The organism is Pseudolabrys sp. Root1462 (assembly GCF_001426945.1).
In the GTDB taxonomy this organism is placed as follows: Bacteria; Pseudomonadota; Alphaproteobacteria; order Rhizobiales; family Xanthobacteraceae; genus Pseudolabrys.
The window spans coordinates 2,807,705-2,828,622 of sequence record NZ_LMFS01000001.1 but is presented as its reverse complement, the minus strand read 5'-3'; the positions used below and the strand labels follow the sequence as shown (position 1 = coordinate 2,828,622).

The 20,918-nt window shown below is 63.9% G+C and carries 18 protein-coding genes; 10 read left to right on the top strand and 8 right to left on the bottom strand.

Annotated elements, in window-relative coordinates; genetic code table 11:
- Positions 1 to 10: 10 nt before the first annotated feature.
- From araD to ASD45_RS13675, 3 genes are all read left to right on the top strand, one after another.
- A complete protein-coding gene (gene araD, locus ASD45_RS13685; protein ID WP_056911986.1) occupies positions 11 to 1,738 on the top strand; it encodes an L-arabinonate dehydratase in 1,728 nt (575 codons plus the stop codon).
- Positions 1,739 to 1,978: 240 nt separating this feature from the next.
- Complete coding sequence (locus tag ASD45_RS13680; protein WP_082540828.1) at positions 1,979 to 2,953, top strand: hypothetical protein; 975 nt, start codon at positions 1,979 to 1,981, stop codon at positions 2,951 to 2,953.
- Between the two features lie 201 nt (positions 2,954 to 3,154).
- Complete coding sequence (locus tag ASD45_RS13675) at positions 3,155 to 4,072, top strand: MBL fold metallo-hydrolase (RefSeq protein WP_056911985.1); 918 nt, start codon at positions 3,155 to 3,157, stop codon at positions 4,070 to 4,072.
- Between the two features lie 9 nt (positions 4,073 to 4,081).
- Here the strand turns inward: ASD45_RS13675 and ASD45_RS13670 are convergent, their stop codons facing one another.
- Together ASD45_RS13670 and ASD45_RS13665 are read right to left on the bottom strand one after the other, a co-directional pair.
- Complete coding sequence (locus ASD45_RS13670) at positions 4,082 to 4,918, bottom strand: DUF1499 domain-containing protein (RefSeq protein ID WP_056911984.1); 837 nt, start codon at positions 4,916 to 4,918, stop codon at positions 4,082 to 4,084.
- A gap of 126 nt (positions 4,919 to 5,044) precedes the next feature.
- A complete protein-coding gene (locus tag ASD45_RS13665) occupies positions 5,045 to 7,378 on the bottom strand; it encodes an EAL domain-containing protein (protein WP_056911983.1) in 2,334 nt (777 codons plus the stop codon).
- Between the two features lie 356 nt (positions 7,379 to 7,734).
- Between ASD45_RS13665 and ASD45_RS13660 the strand changes: the two genes are divergently transcribed.
- Together ASD45_RS13660 and ASD45_RS13655 are read left to right on the top strand one after the other, a co-directional pair.
- Entirely contained in the window at positions 7,735 to 8,778 is a 1,044-nt protein-coding gene (locus tag ASD45_RS13660; RefSeq protein ID WP_056911982.1) for a crotonase/enoyl-CoA hydratase family protein, read from the top strand.
- Positions 8,779 to 8,934: 156 nt separating this feature from the next.
- Positions 8,935 to 10,071, top strand: a complete 1,137-nt coding sequence (locus tag ASD45_RS13655) for a putative zinc-binding peptidase (protein WP_082540827.1) — start codon at positions 8,935 to 8,937, stop codon at positions 10,069 to 10,071.
- A 21-nt stretch (positions 10,072 to 10,092) separates the two neighbouring features.
- Here ASD45_RS13655 and ASD45_RS13650 read toward each other — a convergent pair whose 3' ends face one another.
- The 4 genes from ASD45_RS13650 to ASD45_RS13640 form a co-directional block, all read right to left on the bottom strand.
- Entirely contained in the window at positions 10,093 to 11,220 is a 1,128-nt protein-coding gene (locus ASD45_RS13650) for a hypothetical protein (RefSeq protein ID WP_056911981.1), read from the bottom strand.
- A 117-nt stretch (positions 11,221 to 11,337) separates the two neighbouring features.
- Positions 11,338 to 11,772, bottom strand: a complete 435-nt coding sequence (locus ASD45_RS13645; RefSeq protein ID WP_244485357.1) for an FKBP-type peptidyl-prolyl cis-trans isomerase — start codon at positions 11,770 to 11,772, stop codon at positions 11,338 to 11,340.
- Positions 11,773 to 11,868: 96 nt separating this feature from the next.
- Entirely contained in the window at positions 11,869 to 12,090 is a 222-nt protein-coding gene (locus ASD45_RS23515) for a hypothetical protein (RefSeq protein WP_156380847.1), read from the bottom strand.
- A gap of 509 nt (positions 12,091 to 12,599) precedes the next feature.
- A complete protein-coding gene (locus ASD45_RS13640) occupies positions 12,600 to 13,922 on the bottom strand; it encodes an MFS transporter (RefSeq protein ID WP_056911979.1) in 1,323 nt (440 codons plus the stop codon).
- Positions 13,923 to 14,276: 354 nt separating this feature from the next.
- Between ASD45_RS13640 and ASD45_RS13635 the strand changes: the two genes are divergently transcribed.
- Together ASD45_RS13635 and ASD45_RS13630 are read left to right on the top strand one after the other, a co-directional pair.
- A complete protein-coding gene (locus tag ASD45_RS13635) occupies positions 14,277 to 15,215 on the top strand; it encodes a DUF2778 domain-containing protein (protein WP_156380846.1) in 939 nt (312 codons plus the stop codon).
- 18 nt (positions 15,216 to 15,233) lie between these two features.
- Positions 15,234 to 15,647 (top strand): DUF1810 domain-containing protein, encoded by a 414-nt coding sequence (locus ASD45_RS13630; protein WP_056911977.1) that lies wholly within the window; start codon positions 15,234 to 15,236, stop codon positions 15,645 to 15,647.
- Between the two features lie 19 nt (positions 15,648 to 15,666).
- Here ASD45_RS13630 and ASD45_RS13625 read toward each other — a convergent pair whose 3' ends face one another.
- Entirely contained in the window at positions 15,667 to 17,307 is a 1,641-nt protein-coding gene (locus ASD45_RS13625; protein WP_056911976.1) for a 3-(methylthio)propionyl-CoA ligase, read from the bottom strand.
- A 214-nt stretch (positions 17,308 to 17,521) separates the two neighbouring features.
- Between ASD45_RS13625 and ASD45_RS13620 the strand changes: the two genes are divergently transcribed.
- Both ASD45_RS13620 and ASD45_RS13615 read left to right on the top strand, forming a co-directional pair.
- Positions 17,522 to 18,529 (top strand): extensin family protein, encoded by a 1,008-nt coding sequence (locus ASD45_RS13620; RefSeq protein WP_162249424.1) that lies wholly within the window; start codon positions 17,522 to 17,524, stop codon positions 18,527 to 18,529.
- 9 nt (positions 18,530 to 18,538) lie between these two features.
- On the top strand, positions 18,539 to 19,465 hold the full coding sequence (locus tag ASD45_RS13615) for a metallophosphoesterase (protein WP_056911974.1): 927 nt from the start codon (positions 18,539 to 18,541) through the stop codon (positions 19,463 to 19,465).
- A gap of 58 nt (positions 19,466 to 19,523) precedes the next feature.
- Here the strand turns inward: ASD45_RS13615 and ASD45_RS13610 are convergent, their stop codons facing one another.
- Positions 19,524 to 20,201 (bottom strand): L,D-transpeptidase, encoded by a 678-nt coding sequence (locus tag ASD45_RS13610; protein WP_056911973.1) that lies wholly within the window; start codon positions 20,199 to 20,201, stop codon positions 19,524 to 19,526.
- Positions 20,202 to 20,585: 384 nt separating this feature from the next.
- Between ASD45_RS13610 and ASD45_RS13605 the strand changes: the two genes are divergently transcribed.
- Positions 20,586 to 20,768: a hypothetical protein gene (locus tag ASD45_RS13605; RefSeq protein ID WP_056911972.1), complete on the top strand. Its 183-nt coding sequence runs from the start codon at positions 20,586 to 20,588 to the stop codon at positions 20,766 to 20,768.
- Positions 20,769 to 20,918 lie beyond the last annotated feature (150 nt).

Sequence of the window (20,918 nt, the reverse complement as noted above, 5' to 3'; positions counted from 1 at the left end):
CAAAACACCTATGTCCGTCAAGAAGCGTCCTGAAGATCTGCGCAGCCATCGCTGGCTGGGCGTCACCGACCTGCGTTCGTTCGGCCATCGCTCGCGCATGCGCCAGATGGGTTACGACGCCGAGGATTGGGCAGGGAAGCCCGTCATCGGCATCATCAACACCTGGAGCGACGCCAATCCTTGCCACGTGCACCTGCGCACGCGGGCCGAGGAGGTGAAGCGCGGCGTGCTGCAGGCCGGCGGATTTCCGCTGGAAATGCCGGCGATGTCGCTGTCGGAATCCTTCATGCGACCGACCACGATGCTCTATCGCAACCTGCTGGCGATGGAGACCGAGGAGCTTCTGCGCAGCCAACCGATCGACGGCGCGATCCTGATGGGTGGCTGCGACAAGACCACGCCGGCTTTGGTGATGGGCGCGATCAGCATGGACATCCCGACGGTGTTCGTGCCGGCGGGTCCGATGCTGCGCGGCAACTGGCATGGCCAGGTGCTTGGTTCGGGTTCCGACGCCTGGAAATACTGGGACGAGAAGCGCGCCGGCAAGATCACCGAGGAGCAGTGGGGCGAGATCGAGAATGGCATCGCGCGATCGTTCGGCACCTGCATGACCATGGGCACCGCTGCCACCATGATGGCGGTCGCCGAGTCGCTCGGCCTGACGCTGCCCGGTGCGTCGTCGATCCCGGCGCCCGACGCGAGCCACGCGCGCATGGCGACGCAGAGCGGCCGCCGCGTCGTCGAGATGGTGTGGGACGACCTCAAACCTTCCGACATCATCACCAAGGATTCCGTCGACAACGCCATCAAGGTGCATATGGCGATGGGCGGTTCGACCAACTGCATCATTCATCTCGTCGCCATCGCGCGCCGCGCCGGCATCAAGCTGGAAATGAATCGTTTCGACGAATTGTCGCGTGAAGTGCCGGTCATTGCCAACGTGCGGCCGTCCGGCGCCTATTTGATGGAAGACTTCTATTACGCCGGCGGCCTGCCGGCGTTGATGAGCCAGTTGCGCAGCGTGCTCGAACTCGGCGCCCGGACCGTCACCGGCAAGTCCCTGGGCGAGAACATCGAAGGTGCCGAGGTCTACAAGCCTGACGTCATCAAATCACTGAACGATCCGGTGTCGCGCGATGGCGCGACTGCGGTGCTCACCGGCAACATTGCGCCACGTGGCTGCGTCATCAAGCCGTCGGCGGCGGAGAAGCGGCTGCACAAGCACCGCGGCAAGGTCATTGCCTTCGAGGACTACAACCACATGGCCCGCGAGGTGGAGCGCGACGATCTCGAGGTCACCGCCGACCACATTCTCGTGCTCAAGAACTCCGGCCCGCAGGGCGGCCCCGGCATGCCCGAGTGGGGCATGCTGCCGATCCCGAAGAAGCTGGTGAAACAGGGCGTCCGCGATATGGTGCGGATATCGGACGCGCGCATGAGCGGCACCTCCTATGGTGCCTGCATTCTGCATGTCGCGCCCGAGAGTTTCGTCGGCGGCCCGCTGGCTTTCGTGCAGACCGGCGACGAGATCGAAATCGACCTGCCGGCGCGCAAAATCCATCTGCATGTCTCGGACGAAGAACTCGCTCGCCGCAAGGCGGCGTGGCAGAAGCCTGAGCCGCGTTATCCGCGCGGCTATGGCGCGCTGTTCTCCGATCACATCGGCCAGGCCGACGACGGCTGCGATTTCGATTTCCTCGTCGCGCCCGGTAAAGTGCCGGAGCCGGAGATTCACTGAGGCGGTCTCAGCAAGCAGCGCCGATCGACAGGCCAGCACTCTCCCGAGCGCTGGCCTTTTTTTGTGGTCCGTCAGCGTCTTAGCCCGTTGTGGGATCGTCGGGGAACGGTAACAGCATGTGACCGCAGGTGCAGGCATCCCAAAAATACCGCCTATGGTTGTTATTCGTCCAGCGCTAACATCGGGTAGCGACCAAGCCCCGGCGCAGGCCGCGGCGGTTCGCTTCAACAGGGGGAGACCATGAAATACACCAGTTGGTGCGCAAGCCTTCTTGCCGCCGCGCTGCTTGCCGTCATTTCATTCACGTCCGCCCACGCGCAAGCCACGCGGACCTGGGTGTCGGGCGTTGGCGATGACGCCAATCCGTGCAGCCGGACGGCGCCGTGCAAAACCTTCGCGGGCGCGATCTCCAAAACCGCCGCGGGCGGCGAAATCAATGTGCTCGATCCCGGCGGTTTCGGCGCCGTGACAATCACGAAATCGATCACCATCAGCTCGGAAGGCTTCGAGGCCGGTGTGCTGGTCAGCGGTACCAATGGCATCATCGTCAACGTCGCCGCGACCGATGTCGTGGTGCTGCGCGGCCTTGATATCGAGGGATTGGGAACAGGCGTGAACGGCATACACTTCATCGGCTCGGGCACGCTTCACGTCGAAAAGAGCGTCATCCATCGCTTCGTCCAGAACGGCATAAACTTCATTCCGAATGCCAGCGGCGCCGAACTCTATGTTTCCGACACGCAGATCAGGGAGAACGGAACCAGCGCAACGACCGGCGGCGTCGTTTTTCGGCCGACGGTGGGCGGCAACATCTTTTTGAACAACGTGCGCGTCGAAAACAATTCGAGCGGTGTCATCGTCGACGGCTCAGGCAGTTCGGCCGGCGGAATCAACGGCTCGCTGCGTGACACGTCCCTGGTCGGCAACTCCAATAACGGCATTTCGGCGATCTCAACTGCGGGCCACGCCGCAGCCAACGTGATGGTCGATCAGGTTCTGGTTGCGTCGAACGCGGCAAACGGCATCAACGCCAACGGCGTTACGGCGTCCGGTCAGGGCAGCGCGATCGTCAGAATCGGCCGGTCGACTATTGTTTCCAATGCGACTGGCGTCAGCATTACCGGTTCCGGACAGGTGAAATCGTACGGCACCAATCAGTTCAACGGCAACGGTGTTGACGGCTCCTTCACGCTGCCAAACATCAGCGAGCTTTAGCGTTTGATGGTTTCGAACGGGAAGCCCCGGACGATGACCGATCGTCCGGGGCTTTTCTATCGATCCACGGCGAGGCGTGTGCGGTCGGGAGGGCGGAGCCAAGTTTCCATTGCACGTTGGAGCCCAGGCCGCTAAGGGCACGCTTGCGTGCGATATTCCCCCGCGCCGACAATCGTGACGCAGAGCATGACCCGCTGAGCCATGGCCGAAGACATCCCCTACAACAAGTCCCTCGATCTGGCGCCCGACACGGTTGACGAAGTCGCGCCTGGTGTGCGCCGCGTGATGGCCAACAATCCAGGGCCGTTCACCTTCAAAGGCACCGTCAGCTACATCATCGGCAAGGGAAAGGTAGCAATCGTGGATCCGGGACCGGACGACCCGGCCCATGTCGCGGCTCTCCTCGATGCCGTGCACAACGAGACGGTGACGCACATCTTTGTCACCCACACGCACCGCGATCATTCTCCGGCGGTGCCGGCGATCAAACATGCCACCGGCGCCACCGTCTATGCCGAGGGCGTGCATCGCGCCGCGCGGCCTTTGCACATCGGCGAACTCAACCCGCTCGATTCATCCGGCGATCGCGATTTCGTGCCGGATGTCTATCTCAAGGACGGCGAGATCGTCGAAGGCGACGGCTGGGCGGTCGAAGGCGTGACGACGCCCGGGCACACGGCCAATCACATGGCCTTTGCGCTCAAGGGCGCCAATTCGCTGTTTGCCGGTGATCACGTCATGGCTTGGGCGACGTCAATTGTGGCGCCGCCGGACGGCGCCATGAGCGATTACATGGCTTCGCTGCGCAAACTCGCGGCGCGTCCCGAGCAAACCTATTTCCCCGGTCACGGCCCTGCCATTCCCGACGCCGTGCGCTTCGTGAATTATTACATCCTGCACCGCCTGGCGCGTGAGGACTCGATCCTGCACCGCCTGGCCAAAGGCGCCGCAGATATCCCGACCATCGTGCGCGCGATCTACATCGGCATCGATCCGCGCCTGACCGGCGCCGCGGGACTCTCGGTGCTGGCGCATATGGAAGATCTGGTCGCGCGCGGTCAGGTCGAGACCGACGGCCTCCCGGCCATCGACGGCGTCTTTCGGTTGAAGGGCGCCTGAGCCTCCGGCTCAGCGCCGCGGCCGCCGCGGCGCCGGCTTCTTCTCTTCGGGAGCTTTTTGCTCGGGACGCGGCTCGGGCGCGTTCGAGGCGGCCTCGTCGATTTCGTCGAGCAGGCCGCGCAGCCGCGCTGCGTTCGTGCCCAGATCAGGCGCTGGGATCCGCGACGCTGAGCGCAGGTCGATCCGTGAACCGCTGCCCGCCGGGGCAATCCGGATGACAATGTCCTCGCGGAATCCGAGAACCAATGATCGCGCAGTCGTCTCAATCGAGGCGTCGCGCCGCGGCCCCGCCGGCGGCTGTGCGTTGGCGATCGGCCACTTGTGCGCCTGAATGACGCCGAGCGCGACGTCGTAGGCGCTGCGCACCGGTAGGTCGAGTTGCAGCGGCACGATGTCGGGATAGGCAACTTGCTGGCGTGCCGCGGTGGTGCCGCCGGGGTAAGCGACATGATCGGCCGGCCGCTGCGGCGCAAGGGCGACGAAGCGCGGCGGGTTGGCCGTATCGGTCGAGATGTCATTGATGGCCGGCAGCTTATAGGCCCGCTGCGCCAGATAAGCCGGATAAGCCAGCAGCAGAACGCCCAGAAACAATCCCGCCAATGCCCGGCCGAGGCCACTGCTTCCCTGCCGCCAGATCGACACGAAGGCTGCGAAGGCGAACAGGATGGCAACGGCGGCGAAGGCAAGCGCCGCCCCGAGGGTGGCCAGCGCGGGGCCGAATTCGAGGAAGCCGGTTGCCAAGACCACGCCCGAAAGGAGGCCGACAGCGAGGCCGAAGAGCGCCAGCCGCGACGACCACACCGCCCAGGGCGACGGACTTTCTTCAATAAAGGAACGGCGCGCCACGGCTCCACCTCAGGCCGGCGCCATGCCGCGCGGCTTCCGGTTCGTATCGACGGGAGTGGAGAGGGATAAAGCCTGCGGCCCGGTCGCGCAATGTCGGTAGCTAAGATCCGGGGCTGGCGGCCGGGCTCAGGCCACCCGCACCCGCTTGAGCGGAACGACAGGGCCGTCCAGACGGGCGCGGATATCGGTCGCGCTCATCGGCTTGCCGAACAGGTAGCCCTGGCCTTCCTGACACCCCTGCGAGCGCACCAGGTTCATCTGCTCCTCGGTCTCGATGCCTTCCGCGACCACCGTCTTGTCGAGGCCGGCGCCGAGGGCCGCTACCGCGCCGATAATGGCACGGGCATCGCGGCCGTCGCCCAGATCGGCGATGAAAGAGCGGTCGATCTTGATCTTGTGGAACGGGAATTTGCGCAGGTAATTGAGCGAGGAATAGCCGGTGCCGAAGTCGTCGAGCGACAGGCTGACGCCGAGCCCGTGCAACTGCCGCATGGCCTTGAGCGTCATGTCATTGTCTTCGAGCAGCAGCCGCTCGGTGACTTCGAGATCGAGCCGGTGCGGCGACAGACCGGACTTGGCCAGCGCCGCCACGACCTGAAGGCCGAGCCCCTGGTCGCGGAACTGGACCGGCGACAGATTGACCGCGACGCGCACGTCGCGCGGCCAGCTCGAGGCATCGGCACACGCGCGATTGAGCGCCCACTCACCCAGCGCAATGATGAGGCCGGTTTCTTCCGCCACCGGGATGAATACCGACGGCGGAATATTGCCGCGGATCGGGTGGCTCCAGCGCATCAGTGCTTCGCAGCTCGTGATCCTGCCGGTGTGCAGGTCGACGAGCGGCTGATAGTGCAGATCGAACTGATCGAGCGCGATGGCTTCGCGCAGATCGAGTTCGAGCGCGCGGCGCTCCTGCGCGGCGTCCTCCATGTCCATGGCAAAGAAGCGATGCCCGCCGCCGCCGAGACTCTTGGCGGCGTACAGCGCCATGTCGGCCTTTTTCAGGAGTTCATCGACGTCGACCCCGTCATGCGGCGCCATAGCGATGCCGATCGAGGCGCCGATATCGATGCGATGTCCCGATATCTCGAACGGTTCGCGGATCGTGCTGGCAATGCGCAGGGCCAGTGCATTGGCGTCCTGCTGGCGCGGCGTTGCACTCTGCAGAATGACGAATTCGTCGCCGCCAAAGCGGGTGATCATGTCTCGCGAGTTGACAAGGCCGCGCAGGCGCTCTGCGACATCCTTCAACAGCATGTCGCCGATCGGGTGGCCCAGCGTATCGTTGATGGTCTTGAAGCGATCGAGATCGATGAGATGGACCGCGATGTGGTTCTCGCGTTCCTGAACAGCCGCAAGCGTCGCGGCAATGCGTTCGCGGAACTGCGTACGATTGGCAAGCCCCGTCAATTCGTCGAAACGGGCGAGATGCGCAATGCGTTCCTGGGCGTGGTTGCGTTCGGTCACGTCCTCGAAAATGATAACCGAGCCGCCGTCCGGCATCATTCGCCGCGAAATGGCGATCGTGCGCGCGCCATCGAGCGAAATCTGAAACTGGTCGAAGTTGTCCTGGCGAAGCCCTTTGACCAGGTCGCTGACCACCGTTTTCACGCTCTTCGATGTATGGTTGCGCGCCCGCAGGCTGTAGCGGATGAGCTCGGCGATGCGCATGCCGACCCGAACCGGCGCGCTCTGCAGATGCAGCAATTCGAGGAAGCGTTCGTTCCAGACCTGCAGCCGGTCCTGGGCATCCATCATGCACAGGCCGTGCGACATGTTGTTGAGCGCGACGTCGAAACGGTTGGCTTGCTCCTCGAAGCGCGCCGCTAGCGCCGCTTCTTTTCTCGTCATGGTCAACGCCTGCATGATGATCTCACGAATGCAGAGCGTGATGTCCATCATGCCGTACATGAACAGCAGCACCACGAAGCCGAGCGTTCGGTGCAGCCAGTCGGGATAGATCAGCAGTGCTACCGCCATAGGCAGCGTGCACAAAGTGAGCTGGCCGACAGCGATGAAGGGACGGGCGGCGTTGCGCCCGGAGATCGCCGCGCCGTAACCGGCGGAGATGGTCGTCACGGCCATCTGCAGTGTCGAGTCGGTGGTGTGCGTGATGGTTACCCAGCACAGCAGACCCAGCAGGCCGGAGAACGCCCAGGCGCCGTACTCGTAGACCAGCTCCCAGAACTTCGTGGCGCGGTGGTCGATGAGCTTGTAGCGCTTGTACAGGATCGCCGAAATCACGCGGATCAGGCCGACGGCGAGGATGGTGGTCGACACCGCCAGCAGCGACGGGTCGCCGGCCCGGAAGGCCACCGCGGCGCCGATGATCGAGCAGGCGACGGCGCCGACAATCAGCGAGGCGATCGGGGCGAAAAGCGCGTCGACCAGCGCCGCCCGAATCTCCGTGGGGAGATTGGCGTCTGCCTGTCGGGTCTGCAGCAGCTTCCTGATCAGCATGTCGCTTTAGGCGCGGTTTCGGATGCGGGAAAGGTAGGGATGTCTGATCAACAGGACGCAAACGCCGCTTTTCAAAGTTGCGACGTGCTGAAGAAAGATCAAACGCTACGCCTAAAGTTTAAGCGACCGGCGGGGGCTCCTCCGGCCGGCCGGATGGAACTTTGGGCAACATGGTCAGCGACTCGCATTTGTCGATCTTAGTTAATGATCGAAAAGTCAGCCATTCTGGCTGTTAATTGCGTGGCCGCCCGGCGGCGGGGACGGGGCACCTATGCAATCGGTGGTAGGGATTTATTGAAACTCTCTTAGGAGTCTGTTAGGGTAAAGAAGTAGTTAACGGGCGTGTGGAAGTGTCTATGTACGCGTATTCCAATCCCGGTTTATCCGGAAGCAAGCCGGTTTCTCGTGGCGAGGCGCGTTCGAACCTGCCGGGCCTTGGTCCGGCAGTTAATGTTTTCGACCTCAAACCGACCGCGCTGAACGTCAGCTATTCCAAGTCTGCGGAAGCGCTGGTCAACGATTCCAACGTCATCGATCTCAAGCGCACGACCGACGCGCGCCGTCTGTTCGAACTCGTGCAGCTCGAAGTCAGCTTCGAGAAGGAGATCGGCGCGTTGTGGACGTTCATGCGTCCACGCGGGCGGCCGAGCTACAATCCGGACCTGCTCGAGGATTTCCACGCCTGGCAGCGCGGCATTGCCGCCGAGTTCAAGGACCGTCCCGGCGAGCTCGACTACCTGCTGCTCGGTTCGCGGACCGATGGCGTGTTCAACCTCGGCGGCGACCTCGATCTGTTCTCGCAACTGATCCGCAAGCGCGACCGTCAGGCCCTGATCGGCTACGGCGAGTCCTGCGTGCGCATTCTGCACCGCAATATGTACACGCTTGGGTTGCCGATCATTACGATCGGGTTGGCGCAGGGTGACGCGCTGGGCGGCGGGTTTGAGTCGCTGCTGTCGTTCAACGTCATCATCGCCGAAAGTCAGGCCAAGTTCGGCTTCCCGGAGACCCTGTTCGGTCTTTTCCCCGGCATGGGCGCTTACAGCCTGGTCGCGCGCCGTTGCGGCGCGGCCTTCGCCGAGGAAATGATGCTGACCGGCCGGACCTACTCGGCGCAGGAAATGAAGGATGCCGGTCTCATCCACATGGTGGTCGAGCCGGGGCAGGGCATTGCCGCCGCACGCGAGTATATGGAGCGCAACAAGCGCCGTCATATCGGGGCGCGGGCAGTGTTCGAAGCCGGCCGTCAGGTGATGCCGCTGTCACTCGACGAACTCGATCGCATTGTCCGGGTCTGGGCCGACGCCTGCCTCCAGTTGTCGGATCGTGATCTCAAGATTATGCGCCGGCTGGTGTCGGCGCAGGACAAGCTGCCCAAGGCGCCGATCGCTGCCGAGTGATCCGGCTCCGCGGCTCGCGGCCAGAAGCTTGATCGGGCCGCGTCCTGAAAAGGGCGCGGCCTTTGTCATGACGTGGCTGAAGGCCGGAACTTGCTGGTACGACCGGCGTTCTCGAAAGCCCGTTCCGGCGGGCCATTCCTCCAACGCGGCGACCCCATGAAGCTCTTCAAGTGCCAGTTCTGCGGCAACATCGTCTATTTCGAGAACCACTCCTGTGAGGTTTGCGGCCACCGGCTCGCCTACGGCCCGGCCCGCACGGAGATGACGGCGATCGAGCCCCTCGGCGATAACTGGTGGAAGCCGCTCAACGCGCCGGAGCAGAAGCGGTTGCTCTGCGTCAATGCCCAGTACGATGCCTGCAACTGGTTTGTCCCGGATGGCACCACCGACGCTTTCTGTGTGGCTTGCCGGCATAACGCCGTGGTGCCCGACCTGTCGGCGCCGGCCAATCGGGCGGCGTGGCAAGTGCTGGAGATGTCCAAGCACCGGCTGTTCTATTCGCTGCTTCGTCTCGGCCTGCCGCTCAAGACGGTGATCGAAGATCCCGAACATGGGCTTTCATTCGAATTCCTCGCCGATCCGCCGCTACAAGGGGCGCCGAAGGTGATGACCGGCCATGACAACGGCAGGATCACCATCGCGCTCGCTGAGGCCGACGATGCCGAGCGCGAGCGGCGACGCGTCGCCATGGGCGAACCGTACCGGACCTTGCTTGGCCACTTTCGCCACGAGATCGGCCACTACTACTGGGATGTCCTGGTGCGCGATGGCGGCAAGCTCGAACCCTGTCGCGCGATGTTTGGCGATGATAGCGAGGATTACGGAGCGGCCTTGCAGCGCCACTATGCCGAGGGCTCGCCGCCGAACTGGCAGGACAATTTCGTTTCGCAATATGCGACCAGCCACCCGTGGGAGGACTTCGCCGAGACCTGGGCGCACTATCTGCACATCGTCGATACGCTGGAGATGGTGGCGGCCTCGGGCATGTCGGTCCGTCCCAAGGTCGACGATACCGGCGAATTCGCCGCGAAAGTGACGTTCGATCCCTATCGCGCCGAAAGCATCGAGCAAATCATTGACGCCTGGCTGCCCTACGTCTTCGCCATGAACAATGTCAGCCGCGCCATCGGCGCCCGCGATCTTTATCCGTTCGTGCTGTCGCCGGCGGTGATCCGCAAGCTCGGTTTCATTCACGAGCTGGTGCACGAGGGCCGCGCCCGCGAAGCACCGGCCACCTCGCTCGCCGATGCGCTGCTCGGCGGCCTGTTGCCCTGGAAACGGAAGACGCGCTGACGGTTATATCGTCCGTCGCGCTCAACTCAGGTAGCTGACGAGGCTCGCATTACTGCCGCTGGCGCTTCCGGCCGAACCGCTGCCGAACATCGATGCCAGCCGGTAATTCTGCACCAGACGACTTTCCAGATCGCTATTGTAGCCCGAAGCCGTTTTCTCGGCGGCGGTCATGTTGTTGTAGTGGTTGAGCAGCGCCAGGCTTTGCGCCCCGACATCGCCATTCGAGCCGTTAAAGACCGACATGAGGCTGGTGCGGTTGCGCTGGTCGAGTTCTTTCTTGGCCGCGCGCGATTCATCCGTGGAGAACTGGCCGTCCTGGTTGAGCGTCATGACTGCCAGCGACTGGTTGCTGAAGCTGGAGAAGTCGACGAGCTGTCCTGTCTTGCGCGTTGAATCGAACACCAGCTCGGTGCCGGCGTCGCGCGCCTTGTTGGCCAGCGCGTCGAGGCGTGCGCGGGCGTCGGTGGCGGCCGCAGCGTCGGTGGTCGTGCCGCTCGCATCGGAGACTTGCGAGGTCTCTTGCAGCAGCGCCGCGACCGGGTCATTGCCGTTGGTGGTTTGCGGCGCCTTCATCGGGGATTTTTGCGCCAGCGCGAGGCCCTCATCGACGGCCTGCTTGGTGCTGATCCACAACGGCGTCGCGCGCTCATCGGCGCCAGCCTTGTCGAGATAATCGGCCGCCGCCTTGTAAAGCCCGGCGTAGTCGCCGGTGTGACGGGCGACGACGACGTGCGGCGTCAACGCGTCATCGAAGCGTTTCTGTAGCGTCGCGCCGGCCGCGACGACTTCGTCGCTGCTGAACTGGCCGCCGGTATTGGCCGCGATGGCTGAGAGGCTCTCGCGGCTGACCGAGGTCATGTCGAGCGCGACGCTGCCGTCGAGCATCGGCGAGGCAAGGCCGGTGGATTTGTATTGCGCGTCAAACCATTTCCGCGCTTCGGCCGCGAGCGTCGCCGCGTCGGTCGACTGGCTGGCGAGGTAAGCCCTGGCGGCGTCGGACAACTCGACCGTGTCGCCGCTGCTGGTCGCCGAACCGGCAGGATTGCCCCCGGTATCGCCGGCCTTGGCCGTCGCCGCAGTACTGGCGGTCTGCGAGCCATAGGCGGTACCGGCGGCGCTGTAAGGATTTGTGCCGATCGCAGTGGTCACGTGTGCATTCCCGGTTGGTTAACGGACGGTAAGAAATCATGGTTAACCGGCTGTTAACGCGAAAAGGCCCCCGGCGCGTCGGCGCCAAGGGCCTTGATGACTTGCGAGCGAACGACGCTACTTCACGCCGAGCAGTTCGACGTCGAACATCAGCGTGGCGTTCGGCGGAATGACGCCGCCAGCGCCGCGCTCGCCGTAACCGAGTTGCGGCGGGATGATCAGCGTGCGCTTGCCGCCGACCTTCATGGTGGCGACGCCTTCGTCCCAGCCCTTGATAACGCGGCCGGTACCGATCGGGAATTCGAACGGCTCGCCACGATCGACCGACGAGTCGAATTTCTTGCCCTTCATACCGTTGGTGTAGAGCCATCCGGTGTAGTGCATCACGCAAGTCTGGCCGCGCTTCGGCTGTGCGCCGGTACCAACCTGCGTGTCCTGGATCTGAAGGCCTGATGCTGTGGTCATGAATTTTCCGGTCTGAGCGGGGGCAGGGAGGGACGGCAGGCTCGCGGCGAATGCGGCGAGCAGGGCGGTCCGGCGGGTCAATGACATTTCGTCGCTCCGTAGAAACGATGCCGCTGGCGGCATCGATGCCGCGGCCTTTTAGCCGAGGCCGCGGCAAATCCCAAATGGCGTATCCCCGTGTCGTCAGAGGGCCGGATCGCGATCTCCCGGAGGAATAGCGGTTGGCGCGGTCAATCCGGCCATTTCGGCCTCTTCGGCTTCCACCGAGCGAGGATATTCGGTGCTGCATTCGACACAGCGGAAGAAGCAGGTGAGTTTAGCGGACCGTGGCAAGCGGTGCATTTCCTTGAGCCGGGTTTTGCCGCCGCAGATGGGGCAGAGGGGCGGCAGGTTGATCGCTGTCATCGGAGCCCTCCAGTTATTGTTGAAACGGTTGCATCGGTGCACAAAAATCTCGTCGTCGCGTCTCACGCGCGACGGCAAATTCGTCCTCACTTTCGGCGAAGTTGATCGAGCGGAACGCTCGGCGGTGGTGCGGAGACAACGCGGCGCTGGAACAATTAGTGCCGTCACGTCCGATTACATATTGACGCAAAACTGTGATGATGCCGGCTGGAACAGCGGGCTTCACATGCGCGGCGGAAATGAGGCGCGACTACGCGCGGCGCACATGAGCGCTAGCCGGGCTTTGTCTCATTGATGCCAAATTGTCTGCAGGCGAATCTGTCGCGATAAATTCGCGTCAGGCGGTCCGCGCCGGCAATGGGTTAGATGGCGACGCGTACCAATGCGTTGCTGTCGCAGGCAGAAACCGGCAAAATGACCTGCGTCCAACATCCCCATCACGGCCGGTTGTCAACCGGCGCGGACCTGTCTTTCAACGCGGCAATGCTGTGCGCGTTCCCGATCGCGGCTCAATCGAGTCGTGCGCCCTTCGTTTCCGGCGTCATGATGATCGCGACGATCGCCGCAAGCGCGTAGAGCATCACCAGGCCGCCGATATAGATGTAGGCCTGATGGATACCGAATTTGCTGAGCAGCGCGCCGGCGATGATCGGAATGAGACCGCCGCCGTAAGCCTGCGACACCTGATAGCCGGCGCTGGCACCCGAAGCGCGATACCGCGTCGGAAAGTTCTCTGTATAGAACGTCGGGATCGCGCCGTAGCCGAAGCCGAACACAAAGCCGAAGCCGATGACTTCCGCGACGGTGGCCAGAAGGAAGCTGCCGGTGTTGACCAGATAGAAGTACGGGATGGCGAAGACGAAGAACACGCCGGCGGCGATCAGCAGCACCGTGCGCCGGTTGATGGCATCGGCGAGCAAGGCGCCGATGATCATGAACACCAGCATGAAGGCGGCGGCAATCAGTCCGATGACCTCTGGCGTCGAGCCAGTGAAGCCGGCGGCCTTCATGTAGCTGGTGCCGAACACGAAGTAGAGGAAGAAGGCGCCGCCGAACATGGCGTTGACCAGTGACGTGCGCAGGATGGTCCCCGGCATCTCGCGCCACACGTCGCGCGCCGGGTGCTCGAGAACGCCGCCTTTGGCGCGATGCTGCTCGAACAAATAGGAATCGATCGTTCGCGTGCGGATGATGAGGCCGACAATGGCGACGACGAAGCCGATGAAGAACAGCACGCGCCAGCCCCAGGCATTAAACTGTTCCGGCGTCATCAGTGACTTGGTGAAGATGACGGAGCCGAAGCCGAGCAGCAGGCCGATCGGAATGGCGAAGCCGACCCAGGCGCCCCAGAAGGCACGATATTTCGAGTTCGCCGCCTGCTCGACGACCCAGGTCGCCGCGGTGCCGAACTCGGCGCCGAAGGAGATGCCCTGGACGAGACGGAACACGATCAGCAGGATCGGTGCGGCGACGCCAATGCTGTCGTAACCCGGCGTCAATCCGATCAGGAGCGTCGAAACGCCCATCAGCACCAGCGCCCAGACCAGCGCGTCCTTGCGGCCGCGGCGGTCGGCGATGTGGCCGAAGATGTAGGCGCCCACCGGACGGATGATGATGCCAATGCCGTAGACGCTGATCGCGGCGGCAACCGCCGCCAGCCCCGGCAATTTGAAGTACAGGCCGCCCCAGACTGTCGCGGCGATCACGCCGGTGACCAGGAAGTCGAATTGTTCGATGACGGAGCCGACGATCGAGGCGATGGCGACCTTGGTGATCTGGCTTTGCGAGGGGGCGGTGCCGGCGATGGGCGGCGCAGCAGCGAGCGTGCTCATGGTGCGTTTCCTGGTCGGGTGCGCCCGCCGCCCGCCTTGCGCCGCACCTTTCGACGCATCTAACGCGATTATCGTGGGGATGAGTTCCCGGTTCCTCGCGGGGCGGCCATGCGCGGGAGAGCCTTCGATCCGGGACTGGGCGGGTGCGGCACAATTTGCGCGCGTGCCCTCAGGTTGCCCCCCGCCATGGGGGCACGGGCGCGACCACATTTTGGGCTTGGTTTGCCATATGATCCGGTATCCGCAGGGCGGAATTCCCAAGGCGCCCTCGGCACGCTAGGATAGCCAGGTCCGAGGCCGGTGTTTGCAGGCGAACAGAGGTCCGATGTGAGAAGGGTGGAGGTCGAACGAGCAGTGGCACTCGTTGCTTCCCTGCGTCTGTCCGTCATCGGGCGGATGGCGGCGACCGTCACGGGCGTTTTCGTGAGCCTTGCCGGCGTGACTGCTGTCGCGGTCGCGTCGATCTCGCTGTCGCTTCCTCATGGCCGGTCGACCTTTGCGCCGGCGTTGCGGGCGTCGGAAGTTCCCCCGCTCGAAGGCCGTGCCGGTTTCGATCTCGGCCGGGCGTGGCGCGAGGAATACGCACAGCTGGCGCCCCCCAGTACTCTGATGCCCAAGTTCGCCCTGTCGATGCTGGTGGCGACCAACTTCCCCGCCGCCGATGCCGCGCGTTCGCCCGATATCGACATCGCCGCGCCCTTGCCGCCGCCGCGGCCCGACGGTATCGCGCGCGCGAGTGTTGCGAGGACGATGCCGCTGGCGATCGAACCGCAGGTGGCGTCGCTGCCGCCGCAGCCCGAGCAGCCCGGCATTCTCGACAAGCTGTTCGGCGATCCGGACCGCGCCGCCAAGGCGGTGCTGGCCGCCAATCCGAATGTGGCTTTGTATGACATCACGCGGCGTGCCGTTTATTTGCCCGACGGCGAGAAGCTCGAAGCGCATTCCGGGTTCGGCCAGTTCATGGACGATCCGACGTCGGTCGCGCGCAAGGATCTCGGCGTGACGCCGCCGAACATCTATGCCGTCTCGTTCCGCGAGAAGCCGTTTCACGGCGTGCGTGCGCTGCGCATGAAGCCCGTCGGCAGCGGCAACATGTATGGCCGCGACGGCATCCTGGCGCATTCCTATTTGCTCGGCGCGGAAGGCGCATCGAACGGCTGCCTGTCGGTGCGTGATTACGACAAGTTCCTGCAGGCCTTCGAGGCTGGCAAATTCAACCAGATCATCGTGGTCCGCAGCGTCGACGAGCCGTTGCCGGCCGTGGTCGCGAGCTCGCAGCCCGGCGGGGCGTGAGCTTGCCGACGATCCGCAATGCCGGCTGACGACCTCGAGCGCTTCGTCGAGGCGCAGGATTCTGTCATTGACCGCGTCTGCGACGAACTGAGGCAGGGCCGCAAACGCAGCCACTGGATGTGGTTCGTCTTCCCGCAGATCGCCGGACTCGGGTTCAGCGCGATGTCGCAGCACTACGCCATCGCCGATCTCGACGAGGCGCGGGCTTATCTTGCGCATCCGGTGCTGGGGCCGCGGCTGATCGAATGCACGCGGCTGGTCGGCGTGTCCGGGCATTCCGTTGCCGACATTTTCGGCGCCCCGGACGACATGAAGTTCAGGTCGTCGATGACATTGTTCGCGGCCGCGCAGCCTGGACCGAGTCCGTTCCAGGCCGCGATCGATCAGTACTTCGGTGGTAAGGCCGACCAGGCAACGCTGACGCGGATCTGAAGCCGATCTTTGCCGCGCCTCACTCCGCCGCTTGCACCGTCGGCAGACGATACCCCTCGAACTGCTTGCGCAGCGTCATCTTCTGGATTTTCCCTGTCGCGGTGTGCGGGATTTCGTCGACGAACACCACGTCGTCCGGCATCCACCATTTGGCGACCTTACCCTGCATGAAGGCGAGGATCTCTTCCTTGGTCGCGGTCTCGCCCTTCTTGAGCACGACGACGAGGAGAGGGCGCTCGTCCCATTTCGGATGTACGACGCCAATGGCGGCAGCTTCCGCCACCTTGGGATGACCGACGGCAAGGTTCTCCAGGTCGATGGTCGAAATCCATTCGCCGCCGGACTTGATGACGTCCTTGTTGCGATCGACGATCTGCATATAGCCATACGGATCCATGGTGGCGACGTCGCCGGTATCGAACCAGCCGTTGTCCTCGAACACCGGGTCGTCGTCGACCTTGTAGTAGCCCTTCGACACGGCAGGACCGCGCACCTTGAGGCGGCCGAAGGTCTTGCCGTCCCAGGGAAGATCCTTGCCGGCGTCGTCGGCGATTTTCATTTCGACGCCGAAGGGCGGGTGCCCTTGCTTCATCTGCACGTCGAGGCGTGCGTCGCCGGTAAGCGCCGCGTATTCCGGCTTCAGCGTGCAGAGCGAGCCGAGCGGGCTCATCTCGGTCATGCCCCAGGCGTGAATCACGTCGACGCCGTAAACGTCCTGGAACGTCTTGGTCATCGCGCGCGGACAGGCCGAGCCGCCGATCACGACGCGATTGAGATGAGGCAACTTGCCTCCGGTCTTCTCAAGATCTTGCAGCAGCATCAACCAGATCGTCGGCACCGCGGCGGTAAAGGTGACCTTGTAGGTGTCGAGCAGTTCATAGATCGAGGCGCCGTCCATCTTGGCGCCGGGCATCACCATGGCGGCGCCGACCATCGGCGCGGTGAGCGCGAGGCCCCAGCAATTGGCATGGAACATCGGCACCACGGGGAGGATCACGTCGCGGCTCGACGCATTCATCGAGTCGGGCATCGCCGCGATCATCGCATGCAGCACATTGGAGCGGTGCGAATACAGCACGCCCTTCGGGTGTCCGGTGGTGCCGGAGGTGTAGCACATGCCGGCGGCGGTGTTTTCGTCGAACGCTTTCCAGGCGAAGTCGCCGTCCACCTCGCCAATCCAATCCTCGTAGGCGACCGCGTTCTTCAGCGCCGTCTGCGGCATGTGGGCGCGATCGGTCAGAATGACATAGCGCTCGATGGTCGGCAGCTTGTCGGCGATCTTCTCGACCAGCGGCACGAAAGTGAGATCGACGAACATCATGCGGTCTTCCGCGTGATTGACGATCCACACGATCTGCTCGGGAAACAGGCGCGGGTTCACGGTGTGATAGATCGCGCCGATCCCCATGATGCCGTACCAACATTCGAGATGCCGCCAGGTGTTCCAGGCGAGCGTTGCGACGCGGTCACCGAGCCGGATGCCGTCCTTCTCCAGCCGCTGCGCTACCTTGAGCGAGCGGGCGCGGACCTCGGAATAAGTGGTCTCGACAATCGGTCCTTCGACCGAGCGGGTGATGACCTTGCGGCCGCCATGAAAAGTGGCGGCGTGATCGATGACCTGGTGGCACAAAAGCGGCCAGCCCTGCATCAGCCCGAGCATGAAATTCCCTCTCCGTTTTTTGGGCGCGGGTATTCCCGTCGCCGGCGCGTTTTGGCTCTTGGGCTGGCCCCTCGCCAGCCGTTCATCAGGTTAGCGGGCCGTTGGCGTTGTGGAAACGGTAAGTCGCGTCCGCGCAAGGATTTTGTGCCTCGCACAATTGCCCGATTCATGGCAGAGACCAAACCACATGTCGGTGGCGGTACGATTTTGCATTGTGACGGTGGCCGTCCTTGTGGCGGCGCTCGCGCCGGCTGTGGCGGATGATACGCCGTTGCCGCGCCCCAAGCCCGGGGCGGCGAAAGCGGTTCACGCGCCCTGGCGTGAGCCTTTGTCATTTCGCGAGGCGGCCGGCGCTGAATTCAATTCCGCGGCGGTGACCGCGGAGCCGTCACCCTGCCGCACCCGGCTGGAAAAGATCGCAGCACTGAGCGCCATGCCGCGGTTGATCGGTCCTGGCATCTGTGGCGGCGGCGACATGGTCGAGCTCGAGGCCGTGCGGCTCGACAAAGGCCGGCGCATCGACATCAAGCCGGCGCCTTTGCTGCGCTGTGAGATGGCCGAGCAATTCGCCTTGTGGGTCCGCGACGACGTGACGACGCGCGTCGCGAAAAACGGGCTGAGGCTGGCCAGCGTCGAAACCTATGACGATTACAGTTGCCGCGGCCGCAACCGCGTGTTCGGCGCCAAGGTGAGCGAGCACGGCAAGGGCAACGCGGTCGATGTCCGCAGCCTCACCTTCACCGACAAGAAGGTGGCGATGCTCACCGACAAGACCTTCGCCAAGGATATCCGCATCGACTTGCACGATTCGGCCTGTGCGCGGTTCACCACGGTTCTGGGGCCGGGGTCGGATGGCTACCATGAAGAGCACATTCACGTGGATCTGGCGGAGCGCCGCAATGGCTACCGCATCTGTCACTGGAACGTACTGGAGCCTCCGCCACCACCGAAGCCGGCCGAAGTTGCCAAAGCCGACACCGAGAAGCCCGACAAGCCCGAGGCCAAGCTCGACAATCCGCCCGAGGGCCCTGCCGACGACGGCCCGGAAAATGCCGAAAGCAAGAACGTGACCGGCAAGCCCGCTCTCGCCGACATCGCCCCGAGCAAGTCGCCGCGGGTCGAGATCGCGCTCGTCGAGGTGCCGCTACCGCGACCCCGGCCGCCGGTGAAACACCGAAAAGCGCGCGCTCGCGTGCACTTTCCTTTCAACCTTTTGCGCTAGCGAAATGCGATGACGATCGATGCGCCAAGCCGCCTCGTGCCGCCGGTCCCGCAGTCGCGCGGCTTCACGCGGCGCGGGGTTCTCAAAACGGGCCTCGGCCTGGCCGGCGCCGGCGCCATCATCGTGCCGGGCACGACCGCCTATGCGGCGATGGAAGCCGCCAACAGCCTGATCATCACCGACTACACCATGCGGCCGCCGGGCTGGCGGGCCGGTCAACGCCTGACGATCACGGTGGTCGCCGATATCCACGCCGGCGGGCCGAATATGGGCGTCGAGCGGGTGCGGCAGGTGGTCGATGCCGCCAACACCTTGTCCAGCGATCTGATCGTCCTGCTTGGCGACTACTTTGCCACCCACCGCTTTGTCACCGAAGTGGTGCCGCCGGAGGAATGGTCATACGAACTGTCGCGCCTGAAGGCGCCGCTCGGTGTCTATTCGATACTCGGCAATCACGACTGGTGGCACGGCATCGGTCCGACCCGCGCGGCGCTGAAGAACGTGCGCATTCCGCTGATGGAAAACGACGCAGTGCGGCTCGGCGAGGCCGGCGGGCGGTTCTGGCTGGCCGGGCTCGGCGACCAGATCGCCTATCGGCTCGGCCACGGCAAGTTCCGCGGCGTCGACGATCTGCCAGGAACGCTGCGCAAGATCGACACCGACGACCCGGTGATCCTGCTCGTCCATGAGCCCGACATTTTCACCCAGGTTCCGGACCGGGTGTCGCTGACGCTTGCCGGGCACACCCACGGCGGCCAGATCCGGTTTCCTCTGGTGCCGCCGGTCTGGGCGCCATCGCAATACGGCGCGCGCTTCGCCTACGGCCATATCGTCGAGCAGGGCCGCCACATGATCGTGTCCGGCGGCCTCGGCACCAGCATGGTGCCGCTGCGCCTCGGCGTGCCGCCGGAGATCGTGCGCGTTACGCTGGGGTGAGGCGGAAACAAAAACGGCGCCCGAAGGCGCCGTTTCCGTCTCAGCCCCATAACTTGTCTTAGCGGAACAGGCTGCCGGCTGCCGCCAGCTTCGGCGATGACGAGCCGAACGGCGAGTCGCCCTGGCCCGGCGCCAGCACCACGACCACCGCGCCCGGCTTGACCCGGTTGTAGAGGTCGATGACGTCCTCGTTGGTCATGCGGATGCAGCCCGAGGAGATCGCCTGGCCGATATATTCCGGCTGGTTGGTGCCGTGGATGCGGTACAGCGTGTCCTTGTTACCCTCGTAGAGGTACATCGCGCGGGCGCCCATCGGGTTCTGCGGGCCGCCGGATACGAAGTTCGGCACGTCCATGCGCTTCTTGATCTCGGCGGTCGGGGTCCAGGTCGGCCATTCAGCCTTGCGGCCGACCTTGGCGACGCCGGACCAGGCCAGGGCTTCTTCGCCGACGGTCACGCCGTAGCGGATCGCCTTGCCGCCATCGAGGACGTAGTAGAGGTACTTGGCATCCGAATCGATGACGATCGTGCCCGGCTGTTCCTTACGGTTATAGGCGACGATAGCGCGCTGAAACTGTTCAGGAATCGTTACTTTTTCGTACGGCGCCGCCGCCAGCAGCTTCTTGTCCCGCGGCGTCATGCTCGCTTCCGAAGCCGGTTCGACCGTCGTCTGCATGCAGCCGCCCAGCATCAATCCGACGCCAAATACCGCCAACATCAATGCCTTAGCGCGCATTTCAGTCCTCTTTCCTGGTCGCCGACGCGGCGCCCACCGTTGTTTGTTCTGCAGTGCAATTAAGCGAAGAAGGCCGTCATTAGCCACGTTTCTTCAGCATCGAGACGCGGCTTCTTGTGAACGTGTTGCAGGAATGCCGCATTCGGTTCACTTTTGTGACGGGCAGGACGCGGGACCAAGGTGCCCGTTCTAAAAAACAACTTTGCCGGCAAGGTCTTAACAGCCGGTTTACCATAACGGTTGGTATACTGGAGGGATGGCGCTGACTGTTTATTCTGCGCGCCGAATCCGCGATGAAATACAGAAGCTTGCGTAATTCCGCCCCAGTTGCCGCCAAGATAGAGCCTTGGGAAACGTCCAAAGGGACTAAGGAGCCAACGTAAAATGACCGCGCCGAAGGGTTCGGACCGCCAGCAGCCGCAGAAGCAACAGCAGCAGGGCTCGTCCAGCCAGCTCAAGGAGCGTTACGGGAAGATCGGCATCTCGGCAGTCGCCGGTGCCGTGCGCCACAAGCCGGAACGTAAACCGGCCGAGACCAAGCGCTACGTCCCCGTCGACAGCGACTGAGTGCGCTGACGCTTCGATAAGTTCGCGGCCCCGCGTGTGATCGCCAGGGCCGCCGTCATTCCCGATGCCACGGACCATGAGCGCCGCGCGCGACCGATGTGCGCGGGCATAGTCGCGCGTGCGGCCGCCGTCATTTCCGACTTGCGCGCG

Coding starts and splice junctions, on each gene's coding strand:
- araD (WP_056911986.1), top strand. CDS start 11: ATGTCCGTCAAGAAGCGTCCTGAAGATCTGCGCAGCCATCGCTGGCTG.
- ASD45_RS13680 (WP_082540828.1), top strand. CDS start 1,979: ATGAAATACACCAGTTGGTGCGCAAGCCTTCTTGCCGCCGCGCTGCTT.
- ASD45_RS13675 (WP_056911985.1), top strand. CDS start 3,155: ATGGCCGAAGACATCCCCTACAACAAGTCCCTCGATCTGGCGCCCGAC.
- ASD45_RS13665 (WP_056911983.1), bottom strand. CDS start 7,378: ATGCTGATCAGGAAGCTGCTGCAGACCCGACAGGCAGACGCCAATCTC.
- ASD45_RS13660 (WP_056911982.1), top strand. CDS start 7,735: ATGTACGCGTATTCCAATCCCGGTTTATCCGGAAGCAAGCCGGTTTCT.
- ASD45_RS13655 (WP_082540827.1), top strand. CDS start 8,935: ATGAAGCTCTTCAAGTGCCAGTTCTGCGGCAACATCGTCTATTTCGAG.
- ASD45_RS13645 (WP_244485357.1), bottom strand. CDS start 11,772: ATGTCATTGACCCGCCGGACCGCCCTGCTCGCCGCATTCGCCGCGAGC.
- ASD45_RS23515 (WP_156380847.1), bottom strand. CDS start 12,090: ATGACAGCGATCAACCTGCCGCCCCTCTGCCCCATCTGCGGCGGCAAA.
- ASD45_RS13640 (WP_056911979.1), bottom strand. CDS start 13,922: ATGAGCACGCTCGCTGCTGCGCCGCCCATCGCCGGCACCGCCCCCTCG.
- ASD45_RS13630 (WP_056911977.1), top strand. CDS start 15,234: ATGCCGGCTGACGACCTCGAGCGCTTCGTCGAGGCGCAGGATTCTGTC.
- ASD45_RS13625 (WP_056911976.1), bottom strand. CDS start 17,307: ATGCTCGGGCTGATGCAGGGCTGGCCGCTTTTGTGCCACCAGGTCATC.
- ASD45_RS13615 (WP_056911974.1), top strand. CDS start 18,539: ATGACGATCGATGCGCCAAGCCGCCTCGTGCCGCCGGTCCCGCAGTCG.
- ASD45_RS13610 (WP_056911973.1), bottom strand. CDS start 20,201: ATGCGCGCTAAGGCATTGATGTTGGCGGTATTTGGCGTCGGATTGATG.
- ASD45_RS13605 (WP_056911972.1), top strand. CDS start 20,586: ATGACCGCGCCGAAGGGTTCGGACCGCCAGCAGCCGCAGAAGCAACAG.